The sequence below is a fragment of the Glaciimonas sp. PAMC28666 genome (genome assembly GCF_016917355.1).
Taxonomy (GTDB): domain Bacteria; phylum Pseudomonadota; class Gammaproteobacteria; order Burkholderiales; family Burkholderiaceae_D; genus Glaciimonas.
The window spans coordinates 5006979-5030285 of sequence record NZ_CP070304.1 but is presented as its reverse complement, the minus strand read 5'-3'; the positions used below and the strand labels follow the sequence as shown (position 1 = coordinate 5030285).

Annotated in this window: 14 protein-coding genes; 9 read left to right on the top strand and 5 right to left on the bottom strand. The window is 53.0% G+C overall.

Annotated features, from left to right (window positions below; all coding sequences use genetic code 11):
- The first annotated feature begins 441 nt into the window (after window positions 1–441).
- The 5 genes from gcvH (at window position 442) to lipA (ending at window position 7569) form a co-directional block, all read left to right on the top strand.
- On the top strand, window positions 442–822 hold the full coding sequence (gcvH, locus tag JQN73_RS21615; RefSeq protein WP_205320957.1) for a glycine cleavage system protein GcvH: 381 nt from the start codon (window positions 442–444) through the stop codon (window positions 820–822).
- Between the two features lie 108 nt (window positions 823–930).
- Window positions 931–3801: an aminomethyl-transferring glycine dehydrogenase gene (gene gcvP / locus JQN73_RS21610; protein WP_205320956.1), complete on the top strand. Its 2871-nt coding sequence runs from the start codon at window positions 931–933 to the stop codon at window positions 3799–3801.
- Window positions 3802–3898: 97 nt separating this feature from the next.
- Entirely contained in the window at window positions 3899–5278 is a 1380-nt protein-coding gene (locus JQN73_RS21605; RefSeq protein ID WP_205320955.1) for an L-serine ammonia-lyase, read from the top strand.
- 84 nt (window positions 5279–5362) lie between these two features.
- Window positions 5363–6487 carry a glycine cleavage system aminomethyltransferase GcvT gene (gcvT, locus tag JQN73_RS21600; RefSeq protein WP_205320954.1) on the top strand — a complete coding sequence of 375 codons (1125 nt, stop codon included), beginning with the start codon at window positions 5363–5365 and terminating at the stop codon, window positions 6485–6487.
- Window positions 6488–6591: 104 nt separating this feature from the next.
- Window positions 6592–7569: a lipoyl synthase gene (gene lipA / locus JQN73_RS21595; RefSeq protein WP_370551278.1), complete on the top strand. Its 978-nt coding sequence runs from the start codon at window positions 6592–6594 to the stop codon at window positions 7567–7569.
- A gap of 64 nt (window positions 7570–7633) precedes the next feature.
- On the opposite strand, the gene hutI is transcribed toward lipA, so the two are convergent.
- The gene (hutI, locus tag JQN73_RS21590) at window positions 7634–8908 is read right to left on the bottom strand and encodes an imidazolonepropionase (protein WP_205320953.1); all 1275 of its coding nucleotides are present in this window, start codon (window positions 8906–8908) and stop codon (window positions 7634–7636) included.
- A gap of 97 nt (window positions 8909–9005) precedes the next feature.
- Window positions 9006–10724, bottom strand: a complete 1719-nt coding sequence (hutU, locus tag JQN73_RS21585; RefSeq protein WP_205320952.1) for a urocanate hydratase — start codon at window positions 10722–10724, stop codon at window positions 9006–9008.
- 160 nt (window positions 10725–10884) lie between these two features.
- On the opposite strand from hutU, the gene hutC reads away from it, so the two are divergent.
- The 4 genes from hutC to JQN73_RS21565 all read left to right on the top strand — a co-directional run bounded on the left by hutC (window position 10885) and on the right by JQN73_RS21565 (window position 15311).
- Window positions 10885–11664: a histidine utilization repressor gene (gene hutC, locus JQN73_RS21580; RefSeq protein ID WP_205320951.1), complete on the top strand. Its 780-nt coding sequence runs from the start codon at window positions 10885–10887 to the stop codon at window positions 11662–11664.
- Window positions 11665–11918: 254 nt separating this feature from the next.
- Window positions 11919–13349: a nodulation protein NfeD gene (locus tag JQN73_RS21575; protein WP_205320950.1), complete on the top strand. Its 1431-nt coding sequence runs from the start codon at window positions 11919–11921 to the stop codon at window positions 13347–13349.
- Window position 13350: 1 nt separating this feature from the next.
- The gene (locus JQN73_RS21570) at window positions 13351–14127 is read left to right on the top strand and encodes a slipin family protein (RefSeq protein ID WP_205320949.1); all 777 of its coding nucleotides are present in this window, start codon (window positions 13351–13353) and stop codon (window positions 14125–14127) included.
- Between the two features lie 164 nt (window positions 14128–14291).
- A complete protein-coding gene (locus JQN73_RS21565; RefSeq protein WP_370551277.1) occupies window positions 14292–15311 on the top strand; it encodes a class I fructose-bisphosphate aldolase in 1020 nt (339 codons plus the stop codon).
- A gap of 227 nt (window positions 15312–15538) precedes the next feature.
- Here the strand turns inward: JQN73_RS21565 and JQN73_RS21560 are convergent, their stop codons facing one another.
- The 3 genes from JQN73_RS21560 to JQN73_RS21550 form a co-directional block, all read right to left on the bottom strand.
- Window positions 15539–20422, bottom strand: a complete 4884-nt coding sequence (locus JQN73_RS21560) for an NAD-glutamate dehydrogenase (RefSeq protein ID WP_205323518.1) — start codon at window positions 20420–20422, stop codon at window positions 15539–15541.
- Window positions 20423–20660: 238 nt separating this feature from the next.
- On the bottom strand, window positions 20661–22070 hold the full coding sequence (gene gndA, locus JQN73_RS21555) for an NADP-dependent phosphogluconate dehydrogenase (RefSeq protein ID WP_205320948.1): 1410 nt from the start codon (window positions 22068–22070) through the stop codon (window positions 20661–20663).
- Between the two features lie 164 nt (window positions 22071–22234).
- Complete coding sequence (locus JQN73_RS21550) at window positions 22235–23047, bottom strand: MipA/OmpV family protein (RefSeq protein WP_240162356.1); 813 nt, start codon at window positions 23045–23047, stop codon at window positions 22235–22237.
- Window positions 23048–23307: the final 260 nt, after the last annotated feature.

Genomic DNA, 23307 nt, shown 5'->3' with positions numbered 1-23307 from the left:
CAAGGCCGAACTTAAGAACTTTTTTTGTGGTCTATGGGGGCGACGGTTTGAGGTTTTTGAACACTCGTGTCGACGATCAATGGAGAGCATGAAAATTTTTGGCCATTAACAGTCGTGCATTTTGTTATTTTGTTTTTTTTAAATATTTTGAAGTTTATTTTTGTTTTTTAATTATTAAACTAGAAAATAATCGTTTTTATGCCTTATTTACCATTGGAAATGATTGCCCAGGAAATCTTGAAAACCATACAATTTCATGAGGTTTAGTTATTCTATTAAACGCTTCTAAGACATTCGCGTCCGTGCGCCGGATCGCCGGATCGCCGGATCGCCGGACCGCCGGACCGCCGGATCGCCGGATCGCCGGGCCGCCGGGCCGCCGAACTCGCAGGCCGAATATCTAAGAATTGAGTACGACCAACCTTTTGTGGAGAGCAAACGATGAGCGCGACTAAATATACCGAAGAGCACGAGTGGCTAAAAATCGACGATCACGGTTTAGTGACGGTCGGCATTACTGATTTTGCGCAAGACCATCTAGGTGATCTGGTTTATGTTCAGTTGCCTGACATCGGCAAGGAAATCGAAAAAGGGCAAGAAGCCGCGGTCATTGAATCGGTAAAAACCGCCAGCGAGATTATGATGCCAGCCTCCGGCGTTATCACCGAAGTCAACGAGGCTTTGGCCGAGGAGCCAGGTAAAGTGAATGAAGATCCGTTGGGCGAAGGATGGTTTTTCAGGTTTCAGGCGAACGACGTTGCCGGTATCACCGGCCTGATGGACGAGGATGGTTACAAGGCTTTCCTTGCAACTTTGGGCTGATCGGAAATTAACTATTGCGAGCTGTTTTTGCCCAATGCCTTGCACCATCCGCGTCGCTGCGGCGATGCGAACGTTTGGCCCCATAAGTAACTTTCGTGAGAGAAAAGAATGACCCCAATACGTCCGGCGTTTGAAGATTTATTGCAGCATACTGATTTTGTCGGCCGGCACATCGGGCCTGGTGAAGCAGACCAGCAACGCATGCTGGCGGCGCTGGGGTACACGTCGATCGACGCGCTGATAAAAAATGTTGTGCCAGCCGCTATTTTGTCGGACGCGCCGCTAGACTTGCAGTGCGCACTCAATGAGGTGGAAACGCTGGAGGCGCTACGCACTATCGCGGCCAAGAATCAGGTGTTTAAAACCTATATCGGGACGGGCTATTACAACTGCCATACACCCACCGTGATACTACGTAATCTGCTCGAAAATCCAGGCTGGTACACCGCCTATACGCCGTATCAGCCGGAAATATCACAGGGGCGGCTGGAGGCGCTGCTGAATTTTCAGACGATGGTGTCCGATTTGACAGGTCTGGAAATCGCTAACGCGTCGCTGCTTGACGAGTCTACCGCGGCAGCCGAGGCGATGACTTTTTGCCAGCGGGTATCAAAAAGTAAAAGCACCACTTTCTTCGTCTCGCAGGATTGCTTTCCACAAACGATTGATGTGGTGCGAACCCGTGCTGCTCCGCTAGACATCAATGTTGTGGTGGGTGACCATTTAACAGCGCTGAATGATCTCGATTGTTTCGGCGTGTTGTTGCAATATCCAAATCTGAGTGGCGAGATCCATGATTACGCCACAACGGTGGCCCTTGCACATGCCAAGGATGCATTAGTAGTCGTTGCTGCCGACCTGCTGGCGTTAACGTTATTGACGCCGCCCGGTGAATTTGGTGCCGATGTGGCGATAGGCACGTCTCAGCGCTTTGGTGTTCCGTTGGGATACGGAGGGCCACATGCTGCCTACTTCGCTACCAGGGATGTGCACAAACGTTTAATGCCGGGACGTATTGTCGGCGTTTCTATCGACAGCCGCGGTGACAAAGCATATCGTCTGGCGATGCAAACGCGGGAGCAACATATCCGCCGTGAAAAAGCGACTAGCAATATCTGCACTGCGCAGGTATTGTTAGCGAATATTGCGAGCATGTATGCGGTGTATCACGGACCGCAAGGATTGAAGACCATCGCGCAACGTGTGCATCGACTGGCGGCAACATTTGCTGCGGGGTTGGGCAAGCTTGATTATGCCGTGTTGACGCCGCATTTTTTCGATACGCTTACCGTGAGCACCACCGGACATACGCAGGCGATTCATGCGGCGGCGCGGGCGCAATCCATCAATTTGCGGCTGGTCGGAACAGATCAGGTCGGCCTCTCATTCGACGAGACGACGACGGCAAAAGATATCGAGACATTGTGGGGTATTTTTTCACGCAAGGGTCACCCCACGCTTTCGTTCGCAACGGAGGAGGCCGACGTTGATGATCGGATTCCTGCAGAACTCAGTCGAACAAGTGCATTTTTGACGCATCCGGTATTCAATAGCCATCACTCCGAAACCCAAATGATGCGCTATCTGCGCGCTTTGGCCGATAAGGATCTGGCACTTGATCGGACGATGATTCCTCTCGGTTCGTGCACGATGAAGCTCAACGCCACGACCGAAATGATACCGATTACGTGGAGAGAGTTCAGTGCCATGCATCCTTTTGCGCCGCTAGAGCAAGCACAGGGCTATCAACAACTGGTCACCGAGCTGGAGCAAATGTTGTGTGTCTGTACCGGTTATGATGCCGTGTCGTTGCAGCCGAACGCCGGTTCGCAAGGTGAGTATGCCGGTTTGCTGGCAATCCGCGCCTATCATCAAAGTCGGGGTGAGCAACGCCGGAATATCTGTCTTATCCCGAGTTCTGCGCACGGTACCAATCCTGCCACAGCGCATATGGCAGGCATGAAAGTGGTCGTGGTGCGTTGCGACGATAATGGCAACGTTGATGTTGCTGATCTCAAAGCCAAGGCCGACCTGCATGCGGCGGATCTGGCCGCATTGATGATTACTTATCCTTCCACGCATGGCGTTTTTGAACAAGCGATTCGTGAAATTTGCGAGATCATTCATGCGCATGGCGGGCAGGTCTACATCGACGGCGCGAATATGAACGCAATGGTCGGTTTATGCGCGCCGGGTCATTTTGGTGGCGACGTGTCGCATCTCAACCTGCACAAAACGTTTTGTATTCCACACGGCGGTGGCGGCCCCGGCGTTGGTCCGATTGGCGTGAAGGCGCACCTCGCACCGTTTTTGCCGGGACATGGGCTGCTTGAGACCGGTATCGCACCCGTCGCCGCTGCGCCATGGGGCAGCGCGAATATTTTACCGATCAGTTGGGCTTACATCACGCTGATGGGAAGCCGCGGTCTAAAACAAGCCAGTCAAATGGCGATTCTGAACGCCAACTATATCGCCCATAGCCTGGCACCCCATTATCCCATTTTGTATGCCGGAAGAGGCGGCATCGTGGCGCATGAGTGCATTATCGATTTGCGGCCACTCAAAGACAAAACCGGCGTCACTGTTGATGACGTCGCGAAACGCCTCATCGATTTTGGCTTTCACGCGCCGACGATGTCGTTTCCCGTGGCTGGAACATTGATGATTGAACCTACCGAAAGCGAATCGAAGGAAGAACTGGATCGTTTTTGTACGGCAATGATTGCGATAAGGCACGAAATCCAGGAGATTGAAGACGAACGCATCAGCGCCGAAAATAGTCCGCTCAGACATGCTCCGCATACGGCAATGGATCTGACGGAAGATTGGGATCGTGCCTACACGCGGGAACAAGCGGTATTTCCGGTGATATCAATGGCAAAGGGAAGCAAGTACTGGCCACCGGTGGGACGTGTCGATAACGTGTACGGTGACCGTAATCTGGTGTGCTCGTGCCCGCCATTGTCGGATTACGAATAACGCTGGACGCACGGAACTCGGGTTCGACGACCAGGTGTTTTTCTGGTCGTACCAGCCTGGTTCATCAGCGTAATTCATCATAGGAGATACCGTCAGGATGGCGATCAGCATATTTGAACTTTTCAAAGTGGGCATTGGCCCGTCCAGCTCACATACGGTAGGGCCAATGCGGGCGGCACTGTTGTTTGTCAACGGCTTGAAAGTCAACGGTTTGCTGGACCGGGTGAATACGGTCAAGGCAGAGTTATACGGCTCCCTTGGCGCCACTGGAAAAGGCCATGGTAGCGATAAGGCGGTGTTACTCGGTTTGTTGGGCGAGACGCCGGATCTGGTTGATATTGAAAGCATTGACGCCAAGTTAGCGGAAATTCGCAGCACGACGAGCATCCGTTTATTGGGAATAAAGCCGGTCACCTTTATTGAAAAAGAACATCTTTTGATGTATCGGCAGCGCACGTTGCCAGCCCATCCCAACGGCATGCGTTTTACTGCTTTCGATGCAGCGCAGGCTGAAATTGCCAACAAGGTGTATTACTCCGTAGGCGGTGGTTTCGTGGTCGACGAAAACGCCGCTGGCGAGGACCGGATTGTATCCGATACAACCTTACTGCCGTACGCCTTTGATAGCGGCAATCAACTCCTTGCGCTTTGCCAGCGCGATCAAATTTCAGTTAGCCAGTTAATGGTGGAGAACGAAAAAGTGTGGCGGCCTGAGCAAGAAATTCGCGATGGCTTATTGAAGATCTGGCAGGTGATGCAAGACTGCGTGAAACGCGGTTGCGAAAAAGAGGGCGTTCTGCCCGGACCGATGCAGGTGCGGCGGCGTGCGGCCGAGTTGCACCGTTCGCTATCAATGCAAGCGGAACGCAGTTTGCGCGATCCGTTGACGACGCTTGATTGGGTTAACCTGTACGCGTTGGCGGTCAATGAAGAGAATGCTGCCGGTGGGCGGGTGGTGACTGCCCCGACCAATGGCGCGGCGGGGATTATTCCAGCGGTATTGCATTATTACGTGCGTTTTGTGCCCGGGGCCAATGATGACGGCGTGGTCCGGTTTTTGCTGACCGCCGCCGCAATCGGTATTCTATACAAGGAAAATGCCTCCATTTCTGGCGCAGAAGTCGGTTGTCAGGGCGAGGTTGGGGTGGCCTGTTCTATGGCCGCCGGTGCACTTGCTGAAGTGATGGGTGGCACCCCGGCACAAGTCGAAAATGCAGCAGAAATAGGAATGGAACATAACCTTGGCCTGACCTGCGATCCGATTGGCGGATTGGTGCAGGTGCCGTGTATAGAGCGCAATGCCATGGGTTCGGTCAAGGCGATCAATGCAGCGCGAATGGCCCTGCGGGGTGATGGCCGGCATCATGTTTCGCTCGATAATGTTATCAAGACCATGCGCGATACCGGCGCTGATATGAAAACCAAATATAAGGAAACCTCACGGGGCGGACTGGCGGTGAATGTCATTGAGTGCTGATCGAATTCGGACATACGCGGCACACTGGTTCGCTCTGCTTTATGGCTGGTTCGGCCTGCAAACTTAGGAATAAAAGGAAACCCTATGGATACCAAACCCCAATCCCTGGCGCGCACGCCGTTATATAACCTGCATCTCGAACTGGGCGCGAAAATGGTGCCGTTTGCCGGTTACGAGATGCCGGTGCAATATCCGACCGGTGTGCTGAAAGAGCACATTCACACCCGCACGCAAGCGGGTTTGTTCGACGTTTCACACATGGGGCAAGTACGCTTGAGCGGCGCAGATGCGGCCACGGCGCTTGAAACGCTGGTACCGGTTGATATCATCGATCTTCCCGTGAATACGCAGCGTTATGCCTTGTTCACCAATGCCAGCGGTGGAATCCTCGACGATCTGATGGTCGCGAATGGTGGGGATCACTTGTTGCTGGTCGTCAATGCCGCCTGCAAACAACAGGATTTGGCGCATCTGCAGCAGCACCTCTCGGCGCGTTGCCGGGTGGAAGAGCTGAGCGACCGTGCCTTGCTGGCGTTGCAGGGGCCGCTGGCATCAAAGGTGTTGGCGCGGCTTGCACCCAACACCGCAAAGATGATTTTCATGCAGACGGCCACTGTCATGCTGGCGGGCGTGAATTGTTTTGTTAGTCGTTCCGGCTATACAGGTGAGGACGGTTTTGAGATATCTGTGCCGAACCATCACGCCGAAGCTCTGGCGCGGGTGCTACTGGCACAACCGGAGGTTGCCCCTATTGGTCTTGGGGCGCGCGATTCATTACGGTTGGAAGCCGGGCTTTGCCTGTACGGGCACGATATGGACGCCAACAGCACGCCGGTCGAAGCAAGTCTGTCGTGGGCACTTTCAAAAGTACGCCGCGCTGGCCAGGCCCGCAGTGGCGGATATCCAGGCGCGGATATTATTCTGCATCAGCTCGCCGAAGGGGTTGCGCGGAAACGCGTAGGACTCGTACCGCAAGACCGTATGCCAGTGCGCGAAGGGGCTGAAGTGGTGAATACCAAAGGCGAGGTTGTCGGAAGAGTCACCAGCGGCGGATTTGGAGCCACCATCGGCGGGCCGGTGGCGATGGGTTATGTGGATACTGCGCATGCAACGGTCGGGACTGTACTGGACGCCATTGTGCGTGGTAAGCCTGTCCCGGTCGTGGTCGCCAAAACGCCTTTCGTGGCGCAACGTTATTATCGGGGTTGATGCGTTCATTGTTTCGCGTGGCGTGAGCGTTTTGAACACGATAGCAAATTTTGCATTCGGAAAGAGACAATCCGAACGCCGAGAAGATGATTAGGGGAATACTGATGGGCGAATCCAACGCAGCGCAGCGACCGGTAGAAGCGGGGGAAAAACTCCGCGGTGCAGAAAAAATGGCCCGTATCCCGATTAAAATTGTTCCTACTGAACCGTCGCAATATTTACGCAAACCAGCATGGATTCGGGCGCAGTTTACAGGCACCCGCGAAGTCTTGCGCATGAAGGAGATCCTGCGCGAAAACCATCTCCATACCGTCTGCGAAGAAGCAAATTGTCCTAACATCGGAGAGTGCTTCAAGAGCGGTACCGCGACCTTTATGATCATGGGTGATATTTGTACCCGGCGTTGCCCGTTTTGCGATGTCGGTCACGGTCGACCCAACCCCCTTGATGCGGACGAGCCGAAAAATCTGGCCCGGACGATCAAGGCGATGGATCTCTCTTATGTGGTGATAACCTCGGTTGATCGGGATGATTTACGCGATGGCGGTGCGGCACATTTTGTTGACTGTATTCAAGAGACGCGGGCGCTGAGTCCTAAAATAAAGATCGAAATTCTCACGCCGGATTTTCGCGGGCGCATAGATGTCGCCCTTGCTGTGCTCGGTCAGGCGACTCCGGATGTTTTTAACCATAATCTCGAAACTATTCCACGTCTTTACCGTGAAGCGCGTCCCGGCGCCGACTATCAAAATTCATTGGATTTACTCCAACGCTTCAAGCAGCAGCATCCGCATGTCGCCACAAAGTCTGGACTGATGTTGGGCTTGGGTGAGACACTTGAAGAGATCGAAGCGGTGATGCAGGATCTGCGGAAACATCAAGTCGATATGTTGACGCTTGGACAATATTTGCAACCGAGCGCCCATCATTTGCCGGTTGCACGCTACGTCACCCCTGCGGAATTCGAAGCGTTACGGGTAACGGCAATTCGCCTGGGCTTCACGCGTGTGGCCTCGGGCCCGATGGTACGGTCTTCATATCATGCAGACGCACAATCGGAGGGAACATTCTCGAACTCGTGAACGGCAATGTAAATACGGCTGATCGGTGCTGGGCGATTAGAAGAACGAAAGCTTTCCCGAACTGTTACTGCACTGACAGCACACTCTGCCGGTCACGTAATGTCCCTGCAAAAAAAGTGGCACGACACGGGTTAAATCCCATTGCATACGCCAGATCGGCGGGGCGGTCGATATCCCACAGCACAAAGTCAGCACGCTTCCCTAACGACAGGCTACCGATACTGCTCGCCATGCCAAGCGCCTTGGCTGCATTGATTGTGACACCTGCCAGTGCTTCCTGCGGCGTGAGGCGAAATAACGTACAAGCGAGGTTCATCGCCAATAGCGGGGATGTCATCGGTGAGGTGCCAGGATTGCAGTCGGTGGCGATGGCAATCGGGACGTTGGCTTCCCGTAAAGCTTGAACCGGGGGTAATCGGGTTTCCCGCAAAAAATAGAAGGCACCGGGTAATAACACTGCTACCGTGCCGTGTTCTGCCATAGGCGCAATACCGCTACCGGATAAATACTCCAGATGATCGGCGGATAGACCGTTGAAGCGGCTAACCAAGGCAGCGCCTCCTTGATCAGACAGTTGCTCTGCATGTAATTTGACCGGCAGATTCAAACGTTCGGCCGCTTTGAATACCCGCTCGATCTGCGCTGGTGAGAAACCGATATTTTCACAGAAGCCATCCACCGCATCGACCAATCCTTGTGCCACCAGGCTTGGCAGCATCTCGTTACAGATTGCATCGACGTAGGCATCTGGCTGGCCGGCATACTCCGGTGGCAGTGCATGCGCGCCGAGGAAAGTAGTTTTGACGGTGACAGGAAGTAACTCCCCAATCCGCCGGGCGACACGCAACATGCTGGATTCGGCCGCCAGCGTTAATCCATAGCCGGATTTGATTTCCAGCGTAGTCACCCCTTCGGCCAGCAGACTACGCACACGCGGGAGACTTTGGAGCAACAACTCTTCCTCGCTGGCCGCACGGGTTGCGAGTACCGTGGAGATTATGCCACCGCCCGCGCGGGCGATGTCTTCGTAGTTGGCACCGTTGAGTCTTGCTTCGAACTCGTTGCTACGATTTCCGGCATGCACGATATGTGTGTGGCAGTCAATCAAGCCTGGCGTCATCCATGCGCCGCGACAGTCATGTACTTGTTTTATCGATTGCTTTTCCCATCCAGTGGGTAAATCGGCACGCAGGCCCAGCCAGGTAATTTTCCCATTACACGTGGCAATTGCACCGTCCAATAACTCACCGTAACCGGTGCCTTCCATCGTCGCAATATGGAGGTTTAACCAAAGGCCATCCCAAATTAAAGAGGTATCTAAAGAGGTATCAGTGAGCATTTTTCAGTTCCATGTGAGCGCATGTGCCACGCGTGCCAAGTTTTTTATGCTTGGTTTTATTCTTACATTGCGCACAATATATTTCGGTGTGGTTCGCTCAATCAATCATCGGCAGATTTAAATGATGACGTTTCGCACAAGCGATTGCGGTCTCGTAGCCGGCGTCGGCATGGCGCATTACACCGCTGCCGCAGTCGTTCACCAACACGTTCGCCAGCCTCTGTGCGGCAGCATCGCTGCCATCGGCGACGATCACCATGCCGGAATGCTGCGAATAGCCCATGCCAACGCCACCGCCATGATGCAACGAGACCCAGGTAGCCCCGCCAGCGGTATTCAACAATGCGTTCAGCAACGGCCAGTCCGATACTGCATCGGTGCCATCCAGCATGCTCTCGGTTTCACGGTTAGGGCTAGCCACCGAGCCGGTATCCAGATGATCGCGACCAATCACGATCGGTGCTTTCAATTCACCACTTCGCACCATCTCGTTGAACGCCAGGCCGGCGATGTGACGTTCGCCTAAGCCAAGCCAGCAAATTCGGGCTGGCAGGCCCTGAAACGCAATCCGCTCGCGTGCCATGTCGAGCCAACGATGGACGTGTTTATTTTGCGGGAACAGTTCTTTGATCTTGGCATCGGTCTTGTAAATGTCTTCCGGATCGCCGGACAGCGCGACCCAACGGAATGGCCCTTTGCCTTCGCAAAACATGGGACGTATATATGCGGGCACGAAACCGGGGAAGGCGAACGCGTCTTGCACGCCCTGATCGAATGCAACCTGACGGATGTTATTCCCATAATCGACGGTCTGAATGCCCATGCCATGGAAGTCCAGCATCGCTTGCACATGACGCGCGCAAGACGCTGCTGCTTCCTGAGTCAGACGGATATGCTGACTCGGATCATTTTGAGCCTTTTTCCAATCGGCCACGCTCCAGCCAGAAGGCAGATAGCCATTAATCAGGTCGTGCGCGGAGGTTTGATCGGTCACCAGATCTGGCTTGATGCCGTCTGCCTGAGCGCGCTTCACCAGTTCCGGAAGAATATCTGCTACGTTACCCAATAACCCGATCGATACCGCCTCATGGCGTTCACAATGATACTGGACCAGTGCGAGCGCATCGTCGATATCCTTGGCCTGTTTGTCAAGGTAACGAGTGCGTAGACGGAAATCGATACTGCTTTGCTGGCACTCAATGGTTAGCGACACTGCGCCAGCAAGCGTCGCCGCCAGCGGTTGCGCACCACCCATGCCGCCCAGGCCAGCAGTTAACATCCAGCGGCCTCGCCAGTCGTTGTTGAAGTGCTGTTTGCCAGCCTCGACGAACGTCTCATAGGTGCCCTGAATGATGCCCTGACTGCCGATGTAAATCCAGCTGCCAGCAGTCATCTGCCCGTACATGAACAAGCCCTTGCGGTCGAGTTCGTTGAAGTGTTCCCAATTGGCCCACTTAGGTACCAGATTGGAGTTGGCTATCAGTACGCGCGGTGCATTAGCGTGGGTCTTAAACACGCCGACGGGCTTGCCGGATTGCACCAGCAGGGTTTCATCATCGTTAAGATCTTTGAGCACCGCGAGAATTTTGTCGAAGCATTCCCAATTGCGTGCCGCGCGACCAATGCCGCCATACACCACCAGATGCCTGGGATTCTCGGCCACTTCCGGGTCAAGATTATTCTGCAGCATCCGATACGCAGCCTCAGTCTGCCAACTTTTGCAAACTTTTACGTTACCGCGCGGAGCGCGAATAGTGCGACTGGCGTCGTAACGAGGGTCGTTGTCCAGTTGTGATATGTCCGATGAGGTAGGCATGGCGGTCTTTTTCTCTCAAAAATCAACCCGGATGGGGTAAATAACGCTGCGATAACACTGCGATAAGGATTGTTCGTACGCTTTCTAAATATTAATTTGTATATACAACTTAGTCAATATATATTTAAATTGACGATGTGAATCAAGCGGAATCCCGCTAATGATAAAATACCAATTCGAATTAGTTATCACTCTTGGAAGAGAGCCACAGGAGAGCGGTTTGGCGGTTCAGGATCAGCAAACAAATTTACCCATTTATCGACGCATCAAGGATTACATCCTGCATGAAATCCAGTTGGGGCACTGGCGAGAGGGTGACGTCATTCCGACCGAAGCGGCGTTGTCCAAGCAGTTCGAGGTGTCCCGCATGACGGTCAATCGTGCTTTGCGCGAATTGACATCCGAGCAGATCCTGAACCGCATTCAGGGTTCAGGTACCTATGTCGCACAACAAAAATATCAGGCCACGCTGGTAAAAGTTAAAAGCATTGCTGACGAAATCAGGGCGCGGGGACACGTCCATCGCAGCGAACTTCATTGCCTCGAGCGTTGCAAGGCAAACGAGTTGATGACCAAGCAGTTTGAACTCCGCTGCAGCCAAATGTTGTTTCATTCGGTTATCGTGCATTTCGAAAACGACGTTCCGATACAGGTCGAAGACCGGTGGGTTAACGCTGAGGTTGCCCCTGATTACATCCTTCAGGATTTCTCCGCTATTACGCCCAATGAGTACCTGATGGTCGCCGCGCCCTTACAAGGCGCTGATTACAGTATCGAAGCGTGTATTGCGCCGAAAGCAATCGCCGAGATGCTTGGCATCGAGCTTAAAGAACCTTGTCTGGTGCTTAAACGCAAAACCAGATCCATAGGCGGCATAGCCTCGGTTGCTACTATGTGGCACCCCGGCCATCGCTATCAATTCGCAGGTAGTTTCAGTTGAGTTCAATCTGGCGTGTGCGTTACGAAAAGAAGGAGCGGCCATGGACCGATTCCGGTGCATATCTGCGGGGTTGCGGCTGGACAAGTCTGGGCCGCCGGGCTCGGGAAGACAGATTTTTTGCTACCATTTAGCAAGTTTGGGGATATTTTCTGACGTGCGTTGGTCTTATTGAAGCAGCATTAGGATTGCCAATAGATTGGCACAGAGATAGTCAGTAAGGAAGACAAAACCCTTTTCTATTAATACTTCGCGCCATGCTGAAGTTTCTGAAAAAGATTGTCGCTATATGCCTCGGGCTCGTCCTCAGCTTCGGCTTTGGCGTGACTGGCAGCACTGCTGCTGTTTTAGCACCCGTGGTGGTGATACCCGTGACGGGGGCGATCGGACCCGCAAGCGCGGATTTTGTCAGCCGCAATATTCTGGGAGCCCAAAAAAGCGGTGCCCAATTAATTATCCTGCAGATAGATACCCCTGGCGGGCTGGATATTTCGATGCGGCACATCATCCAGACCATGTTGGCGTCACCTGTTCCGATGGTCGGTTTCGTTGCACCCGGAGGCGCCCGTGCTGCAAGCGCTGGCACTTTTATACTATACGCCAGCCATATTGCTGCAATGGCACCGGGCACCAATCTAGGCGCGGCCAGCCCGGTGCAGGTGGGGATACCGGACCGGACGCCGCCACCGCATCAACAACAGCAACCAGCAAAATCAGCCAACGCCATGGGCGGCTCTGGCCCTACTAACCCAACATTGCCATCCGATAACGAAAGTACATTGCATCGGAAACAGATGCACGATGCGGCCGCGTATATTCGCGGCCTGGCCCAGATGCACGGCCGTAATGCCGAATGGGCAGAACGTGCAGTGCGGGAGGCTGTCAGTCTTTCGGCGAATGAAGCGCTGGCGCAGAAAGTAATTGATCTCACCGCTCAGAACGTACCGGATCTATTGCGGCAGCTTGACGGGCGACAGATCAATACTGCCAACGGGGTTCACACGTTACATACGGCCGGTGCCGCGATTCAAACGATAAAGCTCGATGATAGAACACGGTTTCTGGCCGTGATAACGGACCCCGGCACTGCGTTGATGCTGCTGTTGGTGGGGTTTTTCGGTTTGATTTTTGAGTTTACGAATCCTGGCGTCGTGTTGCCGGGCGTCATCGGTGCGATTTCTTTGTTACTTGGCTTGTTTGCCTTGCAAATGCTGCCCGTTAATTACGCCGGATTGGGGTTGATTCTGCTTGGCCTGGGATTTTTGGTGGCCGAGGTTTACTTGCCGACCTTCGGCGCCGTCGGAATTGGCGGCCTTATCGCTTTCGGTTTTGGTGCCACCATGTTGATTGATACCGATCAGCCCGGTTTTGGCATTCCGTTGCCGTTAATCATCGCGCTGGCAGCGATAGCCGCTTTGTTTCTCTACTTTGTATTTAGTGCGGTGCTCAAATCCAGACAGCGGCCGGTGGTCAGCGGCGGCGAAGAATTGCTCGGCAGTGCCGGAATCATGCTCCATGATATGCAGTCCGACGGTGTCATTAGCGAGGGGTGGGCGCGTGTGCATAGTGAGCAATGGCGGGCCCAAAGCGCATTGCCGCTAAAAAAAGGGCAACGGGTGCGTGTGACTGCGCGGACCGGTTTGATATTGAAGGTGGCACCGATCAATGAAGTAAAACCAGGAGATTGATATGACGCTCGGCTTCGGATTCGGTGGCATTGTATTTCTGATTGTGGTGGTAGTACTTCTTTCGTCTGTACGTATCATGCGCGAGTACGAACGCGGCGTGATCTTTATGTTGGGAAGGTTTTGGAAGGTCAAAGGTCCCGGGTTAGTATTGCTGATCCCCGTGGTGCAGCAAATGGTGCGGGCAGATTTACGCACAGTGGTGTTTGATGTGCCACCGCAGGATGTGATAACGCGTGATAATGTGTCGGTGAAGGTCAATGCAGTGGTGTATTTTCGGATAGTCGATCCCGAAAAATCGGTGATTCAGGTCGTGAAGTTTCTCGATGCGACTAGTCAGCTGGCGCAAACGACATTACGCTCAGTGCTGGGTAAACATGAACTCGACGAGCTACTATCCGAGCGGGAAAGACTCAACCTGGATATCCAGAAGGTGCTGGACACCCAAACTGATGCCTGGGGTATCAAAGTGTCAACCGTCGAAATAAAGCATGTCGATATTAATGAAACGATGATTCGGGCAATCGCTCGCCAGGCCGAGGCTGAGCGCGAACGACGGGCTAAGATTATTCATGCGGAAGGGGAATTACAAGCCTCTGAAAAACTGTTGCAAGCGGCGCAAATGCTGGCGCAGCAACCGCAAGCCATGCAATTGCGGTATCTGCAAACGCTGACCAACATTGCCGGCGATAAAAGTTCGACCATTATTTTTCCGGTTCCGATGGATATCTTTACTATTTTGGCGAATGCAAAGACGGTCACGCCACCGGATCAGACTTGAAGCAGCTTAGTATGACTACGCTACACCGTCACATCGGCCGCATTGGTTCGATTCATTTTTTTGCAAAACCCGGAGCATGCCCCTAAGTTGCCCAGAGTATGCCGCAACGCAAATGCTTTCCGTTCATGAACCGCCTTAAAGCGAATATAACCCCTGGAGGAAGTATGTCGATATCCGTACGAGACCTTGAAAATACTGTCGCTGAATTGATCGCCCCGGGCAAAGGCATTTTAGCCGCCGATGAAAGTGTTGGCACCATTGAGAAGCGCTTCAAAGCCGTAAATGTGGTATCCACGCAGGAGAGTAGACGCGACTACCGGGAATTGTTGTTCTCGACACCCGGCCTCAGCGATTTTGTTAGCGGCGTGATTCTCTTCGACGAAACCCTTAAGCAAAAAAATACGGTAGGTGTACCGCTTCCTGACTTGTTGAAAACCCAAGGTATGATCGCCGGTATCAAGGTTGACATGGGGACCGTGGCGTTGCCAGGATTTGCCGGTGAGAAAATAACGGAGGGCCTGGATGGGTTGTCGAAGCGTTTAACAGAATACAAGCAGTTGGGCGCACGTTTTGCCAAATGGCGGGCGGTATTGACGATTGATGCCGGGATGCCATCTGCGCAGGGTATCGCGGCTAACGCGTATGTATTGGCACGCTATGCGGCACTTTGTCAGGAGGCTGGTCTGGTGCCGATTGTTGAACCCGAGGTATTAATGGATGGCGATCACACGATAGAAACGTGTGCCAGTGTTACTGAGCGGGTTTTACACACAGTTTTCCATGCACTCCACGCACAACGCGTGGCGCTCGAATTGATGATCCTTAAGCCTAATATGGTGGTTCCCGGTTCTATGTGCAAAGAGCAAGCTTCACCGCCGCAGGTCGCACAGGCAACATTGACCTGTTTGCGTCGCACGGTGCCAGCGGCGGTTCCAGGCATCAATTTTTTGTCGGGGGGGCAGACCGATGCGGCAGCGACCGCCAATCTGAACGCTATGAACTCCCAGGGAAAAAATCCCTGGAACGTCAGTTTTTCTTATGGTCGGGCGCTGCAAGCGGCAGCCATACAGGCATGGGGTGGCGAAGCCGCCCATAAGGAGGTCGCACAGCAAGCGTTATACCAGCGTGCGCGCTTGAACAGTGCGGCCGTGCTCGGCACGTATTCAGCGGATATGGAAAAGTAAGGGTGATCGAGTGTGATCTGCCGGAAACCGTAAAAGCCAGATTGACGGGTTAGGGCGGCGAAAGGGATTGAAGGGTTCATGCCCCTTGTAGCCCTTGTAGCCTAGTAACCTTGTAATATTGATGCAAAAAATAATGACCCTGCTAAGAATAATGACTCGCCCGTTCGCAAAAAAGACTGCCTGAACGCGCAGTCTTTTTTGTGCCGAATCAACCGACCCGATGTGAGCTATTTCGTTTCGATAGTTCGCATCTCCCGCGCCGCGACCGATAGCATTGCCAGATCGACGTTGCCACCCAGCTGAAAGTCAATGAGCAGGCGACGGTAGCGTTCCAGTTGAGGGCGATTCGCCGTTTGCCACGCATCGAGCATTTCTGCAGACTGGTCGAGTGTAGGGGAGAGCTGTATCACCTTCGCCGCCAAAGCCCGCTGCAACGTCGTCAAGTCGTTTTGCAACGCGGTCCGCGCCAGGGTTTGCCAATGTGTGTCCACTGGCAATGTTGCTGCACGTTCACGCATCCAGCCGAAGTTGAGATTGAGGTCGAGGGCAAAATAAACCTGCGCGACCAATTCCAGACTGCGGCCTGTTACGGTCGCGACTTCTGCTATGTCGAGGACAGCGCCGATCAACTCTGCACTGGCGACCCGCCGCGCCAGTATTTCGGACACGCCTGCTTGCATCAATGCTGTTTGTTTTGCTTTCAGGGCATCAGCGTCGGTGGCTGTCAGCAACGACACCAGGATGGGTCCAAGTTGATCGGCAGCGGGGCGGAAGCGCGCGACCGTGGCTTCAATTGTTTCTGCTTTTGCATGACGATGCAAGAACCAGAAGCTGGCCTGTTCGATCAGGCGCCCGACTTCAATAAACATCTGTGCCTGTAACGCATCAGGCACCACGTTATCCAGCGTGTCGATCTCGCTCCAGATCTCTTCAAAACCAAAAACGTCGCGTGCGATGATGGAAGCGCGGATAACTTCGGTCGGACTGGCCCCGCTTTCTTCACTGAGCCGATGGACGAAGGTTGTTCCGACCCGGTTGGTGAAAGTATTGACGACGTAGGTGGCGATGATTTCGCGTGCCAGCGGGTGACGTGACATCACATCAGGATAGCGGTCACGTAGCGCCTGCGGGAAGTACTGCGCCAGTGCGCGACTGATGAACTGGTCATCCAGCAGGTCGGAGGCAAGCGCAGTTTCATATAACCACATTTTGTTGTAGGCCATTAGCACGGCACGCTCTGGCGTGGTCAGTCCTTGTTTGGCAGTCTTGCGCTCAGCGATGGCTTCATCCGAAGGCAAAAATTCGACCGTGCGGTCAAGGCGGCCAGCCCTTTCAAGGTAACGGATCAGGCGCGCCTCGGGTTCGAGTAATGATGCGGCACAACGACCGGCCACAGACAACGCCTGCGTTTGGTAGTAATTGTCGGTCAATACCTGTTTCCCTACTTCGTCCGTCATTTCGGCGAGCAATTTGTTGCGTTGCTTCTCGGTCATTTCGCCTTCTGTGACGACCAGCCCAAGTAAAATCTTGATATTCACTTCATGGTCTGAGCAATCGACGCCAGCAGAATTGTCGATTGCATCGGTACAGATCCGACCTCCTTTTTGCGCAAACTCAATACGCCCGAACTGAGTGAGGCCGAGATTGCCGCCTTCGGCAACGACTTTACATTGCAGTTGCGCACCGTTGACCCTGATGGCGTCATTGGCACGATCACCGACCTGTGCGTGTGATTCGTAACTGGCCTTGACGTAGGTGCCGATGCCGCCGTTGTAAAGCAGGTCAACGGGGGCGACCAGAATGGCGTGTATTAATTCGCTTGGGGCCAATTCGGTAGCGGTTACGCCGAGGACTGCGCGTATTTCAGGCGATAGCGGGATCGTCTTCAATGTCCGTGGATAGATACCGCCGCCGACCGACAGCAATTTAGCGTCATAATCCGCCCAACTTGAGCGCGGCAAAACGAACAGCCGTGCACGTTCTGCAAAGCTGGCAGCAGCATCGGGATCTGGGTCCAGAATAATGTGACGATGGTCGAAAGCTGCCACGAGCTTGATATGCTCCGATAACAGCATACCGTTTCCAAATACATCGCCCGACATGTCGCCGATGGCAGCAACGGTGAAATCCTGTTCCTGGGTATTGATTCCAATTTCACGAAAATGACGTTTAACTGCTTCCCAGGCACCCCGGGCTGTTATACCCATTTTTTTATGATCGTAACCGACTGATCCGCCAGACGCGAACGCATCGGTGAGCCAAAATCCATACTCGGCAGAAATCGCGTTGGCAAAGTCGGAAAAAGTAGCCGTGCCTTTGTCTGCAGCGACGACCAGATAAGGGTCATCTGGATCGTACCGCACGACGTCAACCGGTGGTACTACTTTGCCGCCCGCCAAATTGTCGGTCAGGTCGAGCAAGCCACGTAAGAAATCTTGATAGCAGGCGATACCTTCTTTCAGGTAGGCGTCACGGTCAGAGGCTGGTGGGGCATTTTTTAATACGAACCCACCTTTTGAGCCGACTGGCACGATCACTGCATTTTTCACCATCTGGGCTTTGACCAGGCCCAATACTTCAGTACGGAAATCTTCGCGTCGGTCCGACCAGCGCAGCCCACCACGTGCAACTTTGCCGCCCCTCAGATGGACGCCTTCGAAACGCGGTGAATACACCCAAATTTCGAACATTGGTTTTGGTGCCGGTAAGCCGGGGACCTTGGCCGGGTCGAATTTGAATGACAGATAGGGCTTCGGCTTGCCGTTGACATCGCGCTGGAAGTAGTTGGTGCGCAAGGTGGCTTGAATCACGCCCAGGAACTGTCGCAGGATACGATCTTCGTCCAGGTTAGGCACCTGGTCCATTGCTGTCTCAGTCTGCTGCAGGAGCGCGTCCACGCGGGTCGGGTCGGGGTGGCCGTCGGTTAGCACAGCGGCCGGTTCAAAACGTGCGATAAACAGTTCTACCAGATTACGGGCAATCGCCGGATTGCCGGTCAAAGCCTGCTCAATGTAGGCATTGCTGAAGGTGGAACCGACTTGCCGCAGATAGCGGGCGTAAGCGCGCAATATGGTCACTTCGCGCCAGTTGAGTCTTGCGCCCAGCACTAACCGGTTCAGATCGTCATTGTCGGCTGCGCCCTCCCATACATGTGCAAAGGCATCTTCGAATATGTCTTTGATACGGTCGATCTCAATTTCGCCGCCATCCGCTGTTTGCATGCCGAAATCGTGAATCCATACTGGTACTGCATCCTGCACTTCAATTCGATAAGGGCGTTCTTCCTGCACCTTCACGCCCATATGCTCCAGCATTGGTAAGCTTTGCGACAGGGCGATTGGCTTGCCTGAATGATAGATTTTTAGCCGCAACGAAGAAGCCGCCGCTTCGATTGGCCGGTACAGATTCATCGCCAGTCCAGCCCGCTGTTGCGCCAGCTCCATCAACTCTATATCCCGCACCGTCGCACGGGCTGCGTAATCTTCCCGAAAACCGGCCGGAAACGAGGTCGCATAACGGCGCAAGAGCCGGTTTCCGTGTTCCTCACCACGGCTTTCCAGCAACGCATCGGCAAGGTCGTCCTGCCAGCGCCGTGTGGCTTGCACAATTTTTGCCTCGAGTTCGCCGATATCAGTATTGGTGACCGTGCCAGCTTCAGTGCGTACAGTGAACTGGATTCGCGCCAAAACGGAGTCGGATAATAAGGGCGTGAACTCAATGCTCCCGCCGTGAAAGGCTTCGAGCAATAGCGTCTGGATACGCACCCGCAGTTCGGTATTGAACTTGTCGCGTGGCACATACACCAGGCACGATACATAGCGGCCAAATGCATCGCGACGTACAAATAAGCGGGTGCGCTGGCGCTCTTCAAGACGAAGGATGCCTATGGCAGTATCGTATAAATTATCTTCGTCCACCTGGAACAACTCATCTCGTGGATATTGTTCCAGTATGGTCGCGAGCGTCTTGGCCAAATGTCCTTTTGGTACAAAACTGGCACGCTCCTGGACCTTGGCTACCTTGCGCCGTATGATCGGAATATCGCTGGTGGTGACCATGTATGCCGTCGAGGTGTAGAGCCCGACAAAGCGTCGTTCGCCGATGACTTTGCCGGCCGCGTCGTAGCGTTTGACGCCGACGTAGTCAAGATAACCGGGGCGATGTACGGTGGCGCGAGAATCGGCTTTGGTAATAAAAACTGGCGAAGGAGAATCGATAATTGCCTGGGCGCCGCTCGGCAATTTGGTCATGTCGGCGCTGTCAGAAGAGCGCGTCGTGTCCCGCAGCGCATCCCGCAATATACCCAGTCCCGAATCAGCCACTGCTTGCAAATAATTTTCACCGGCGCTGATGACTAATTCATAGTCTCTACAGCCCAAAAAGGTAAAGTGGTCATTGATCATCCATTCCAGAAAAGCGCGACCTTCGTCGATTTCTGCCTGTTCGCCCTGGTCTTTGCTGGCTTGCTCTTTTAGCTCGGAAACCGCGGTAGTGGCGCTGGTCATCATGCCGTGCCAATCTTCGACAGCGGCCCGAACATCACTTAACACCTTCTTGACACCAGCTAAAATCTCTTCAAGTCTCAGAGCTTCGGTACAGCGGTCAATCTCAAAATGGATGTAGGATTCGAGTCGAGGCTCGCTTTGATGATCCTTGCTTTTGGGGGCGCTGCCATTGGCAGACTGAATCATCTCGACCTGACCGGAAGCATCGCGCCAAACGCGAAATACGGGGTGGATTGCAGCGTGGAGGGTGAGGCCCAGTCGGTTAATTTCGGTGGTGACCGAGTCGACCAAAAATGGCATGTCGTCGTTGACGATTTCGATGACGCTATGGGCAGATTCCCAGCCATGCTCGTCGATTTGAGGATTGTAGATGCGCACGCGGGGCGTGCCGGTCTTGAAGTGTCGTGCAAACTGCCAGTGAGACATCACGGCGCCATACAGATCAGCGATATTGCGACTTTGTACTTGTTCCTCGCCGACCTGAGAGTAGTAATCCGTCAGGAACGGCTGCATGGTGGAGAACACCTCGGGCGGAAGTCGGTCGCGTGCTAACTTCACCATTTCCATTAGTTGTTGCTGTTTTTTTTCTTCTGCTGCTTTGTTCATCACTGGCATAAATTTCTTTCGTAGTTGAACCAGAACGCTCCCTATTAAAAAAGGACCGGAAGCAGGTTCTGTTCGATGTATTAAATTATGGCCGGTCCGATTGCAAACAATACAAAAAAACTTAACTGGACGACAGACTACCGAACTATCGGGGCAAGAATAGACAGGAGATTTTAAAAAAGTCTATATCGCCCCATGGGTGGCGTATGGTGCCGTTTACAACATTGAACAAGTAGGATTAAGGCCAGTTGGCGTGGAAGCTGCCCTTTTTGTCAGTTCGCTCAAAAGTATGCGCGCCAAAAAAATCACGTTGCGCCTGAATCAGATTCGCTGGAAGCCGTTCGGTTCGATACGCATCAAAATAAGCAATGGCAGAGGAAAACGCAGGAACTGGCACCCCGGCATTAAGCGCCGCAATGACTACCTCACGTAGTGCAGACTGGTATTTTTCCGCAATGTCAGAAAAATAGTCATCCAGCAGCAAATTAGCCAGTTGTTTATCGGCCGCGTACGCCTCCATGATCTTTTGCAAAAAACTGGCGCGTATGATGCAGCCCGCCCGGAAGATTTTCGCAATATTGCCGTAATCCAGCTCCCATTTGTATTCATCAGAGGCTGCACGCAGTTGTGCAAACCCTTGCGCATACGAAATGATTTTGCTGAAGTATAGCGCGCGCTGGACGGCCTCAATCAGCACTTTTCGATCACCGCTGAAGGTTTGCTGAGATGGCCCCGACAGCTTTTTGCTTGCAACAACACGCTCATCCTTCATCGACGACAGGACCCGGGCAAAAACTGCTTCGGTAATTAGCGGTAGTGGCGCACCTAAATCCAGCGCATTTTGACTGGTCCATTTTCCGGTACCTTTTTGTGCCGCCCGATCAAGGATCACATCTACCAGGTCGCTATCGGAATCCGTATCTTTTTTGGAAAAAATCTGCGAGGTTATTTCTATCAGGTAACTATTCAGTTCGCCCTTGTTCCAGTCTGAATAAACATTCGCCAATTCTTGGTTCGAAAGTCCTGCGACATGCTTCAGTACGGCATAACTTTCTGCGATGAGTTGCATGTCTCCATACTCAATCCCGTTATGCACCATCTTTACGAAATGGCCAGCACCATTTGGGCCAATGTAGTCTACACAGGGTGCACCGTCGGATGCCTTCGCTGCAATTTCGGTCAGAATCGGGGCGACCAGATCGTAGGCTTCGCGTTGCCCACCCGGCATGATGGCGGGGCCTTTAAGAGCGCCTTCTTCGCCGCCGGAAACCCCGGTGCCAATAAAGTGAATACCGGATTTTGCCAGATCGTCATTGCGGCGGATGGTATCGGTGAAATGCGTGTTTCCGCCATCAATCAGAATGTCCCCTTTATCCAATAGCGGTTTAACGGCGGCAATCGTCTCGTCAGTTGCCGTACCTGCTTTGACCATCAACAGCACCCTGCGTGGCTTTTCAAGCGAATCGATAAATTCTTCTAAAGAATAGGTTGCAACCAGTTTGCGGTCAGGAAAATCGGCGACCAGGGAATCGGTCTTCTCGGAACTACGGTTATAAACGGAGACCGCATGGCCTCGACTTTCAATATTTAGTGCGAGATTGCGCCCCATTACGGCCAATCCAATCACACCAATAACTTGCTTAGTCATGATCGTTCTCCAAAAAAAGAAGGGTAAATGGTGAGAGGAGGTCGTGAAAAATCAGATTTCCTCTACCTCTATAATGATAGTCGTCTTCGGCGAAGCATCGCTAACGTCGCTCTATGATGCTGCACAGCTAAGCCATATGCCAACAGATGCGACCGATATGAACATTACTTAAATCTATAGGCCAGTGAAACAAAGTAACTTTGTGAAGTCTTTTTGTAGACAATCGGGCTGTTGGTTATTCCTTTTCCAAGCCAATTATACCGGCCGTATAAATTGACAACCCAAAACGGGCTGAGCGGAATTTCGACCTGCAGCGCCACCAGTGGATTGGTCGCGCCTGTACCCTGATAGGCGTTGTAATGTCCGTTGGCAGCAGATTCGGCCGGAGTGACGCCATAGTAATAATTGACATAATTTGCACTGCGATATTCGGCACCGATTTGCGGGTAAAAGTTCACCGGACCAGCGTTTATTTCGCCGGCATAGATGGCTTCCAGCAACGTGCCGTGCGATTTATTGCTGTCATAGAAGGCATTGAGAAAGAAGGCACCGACAGGCGTTTCCTGATAAGTCCCTATCCCCAACGGAATGGATCTTTTCCTTTCCGTCAAACCACGCAAGGCTGAGTTTGAGGTTTTGAATCCGTCAAAACTGACGCGGCCGGCAAGCTCCAGATAGCCATAACCCATTTTGAAGGTTTTAACGCCAAAGGTATCAACCCGTGCGAATAAACGGCCATAGTCGAGATAGGCATACGGCAATACCAATGTGGAACTACGTTTGCCACGTATTTCGTCGCGTATTTCGCTGGGAGCGTTGTACACGCCAACGCCTAAATCACCAAGTACGCGTTGCGGTAACTCATTGGTGTCTGCCGTACTTGTTTCTTGTGCAAGCGCGCTCGTAACAAAAACCATTCCTGTTATTCCGCTAAGGATGGCGCCCAGTATTGCGTTGCTCTGGCCGTTTTCTTTCATACATGTCCATAGTGAGGTTATGCCAGGCGATGAAACCCGCGTCTTATATCGAACTGCGCGTTGTGTCTCTTATCCATCCGCGACCGCGATCCGAACCCTGCTTATCTGATAATGATTACCTAATCAAAAGGTGCTGCGTGCAAAAATGAGATTGTCGAAACAGAATCACTATATGCAATGAAATAGGGTCGTATTGTTACATCTCAGTCTAGTTTAATCTAGGGCTGATTGACTTTATCGTTGATAACTAACGCTTAACC

Bases quoted from the DNA above. Each gene is read 5' to 3' on its own strand.
- lipA (WP_370551278.1), top strand. From the start codon at position 6,592: ATGGGCGAATCCAACGCAGCGCAGCGACCGGTAGAAGCGGGGGAAAAA.
- JQN73_RS21560 (WP_205323518.1), bottom strand. From the start codon at position 20,422: ATGAACAAAGCAGCAGAAGAAAAAAAACAGCAACAACTAATGGAAATG.
- hutC (WP_205320951.1), top strand. From the start codon at position 10,885: ATGATAAAATACCAATTCGAATTAGTTATCACTCTTGGAAGAGAGCCA.
- gndA (WP_205320948.1), bottom strand. From the start codon at position 22,070: ATGACTAAGCAAGTTATTGGTGTGATTGGATTGGCCGTAATGGGGCGC.
- JQN73_RS21565 (WP_370551277.1), top strand. From the start codon at position 14,292: ATGTCGATATCCGTACGAGACCTTGAAAATACTGTCGCTGAATTGATC.
- JQN73_RS21550 (WP_240162356.1), bottom strand. From the start codon at position 23,047: ATGAAAGAAAACGGCCAGAGCAACGCAATACTGGGCGCCATCCTTAGC.
- hutI (WP_205320953.1), bottom strand. From the start codon at position 8,908: ATGCTCACTGATACCTCTTTAGATACCTCTTTAATTTGGGATGGCCTT.
- gcvT (WP_205320954.1), top strand. From the start codon at position 5,363: ATGGATACCAAACCCCAATCCCTGGCGCGCACGCCGTTATATAACCTG.
- hutU (WP_205320952.1), bottom strand. From the start codon at position 10,724: ATGCCTACCTCATCGGACATATCACAACTGGACAACGACCCTCGTTAC.
- JQN73_RS21605 (WP_205320955.1), top strand. From the start codon at position 3,899: ATGGCGATCAGCATATTTGAACTTTTCAAAGTGGGCATTGGCCCGTCC.
- gcvH (WP_205320957.1), top strand. From the start codon at position 442: ATGAGCGCGACTAAATATACCGAAGAGCACGAGTGGCTAAAAATCGAC.
- gcvP (WP_205320956.1), top strand. From the start codon at position 931: ATGACCCCAATACGTCCGGCGTTTGAAGATTTATTGCAGCATACTGAT.
- JQN73_RS21575 (WP_205320950.1), top strand. From the start codon at position 11,919: ATGCTGAAGTTTCTGAAAAAGATTGTCGCTATATGCCTCGGGCTCGTC.
- JQN73_RS21570 (WP_205320949.1), top strand. From the start codon at position 13,351: ATGACGCTCGGCTTCGGATTCGGTGGCATTGTATTTCTGATTGTGGTG.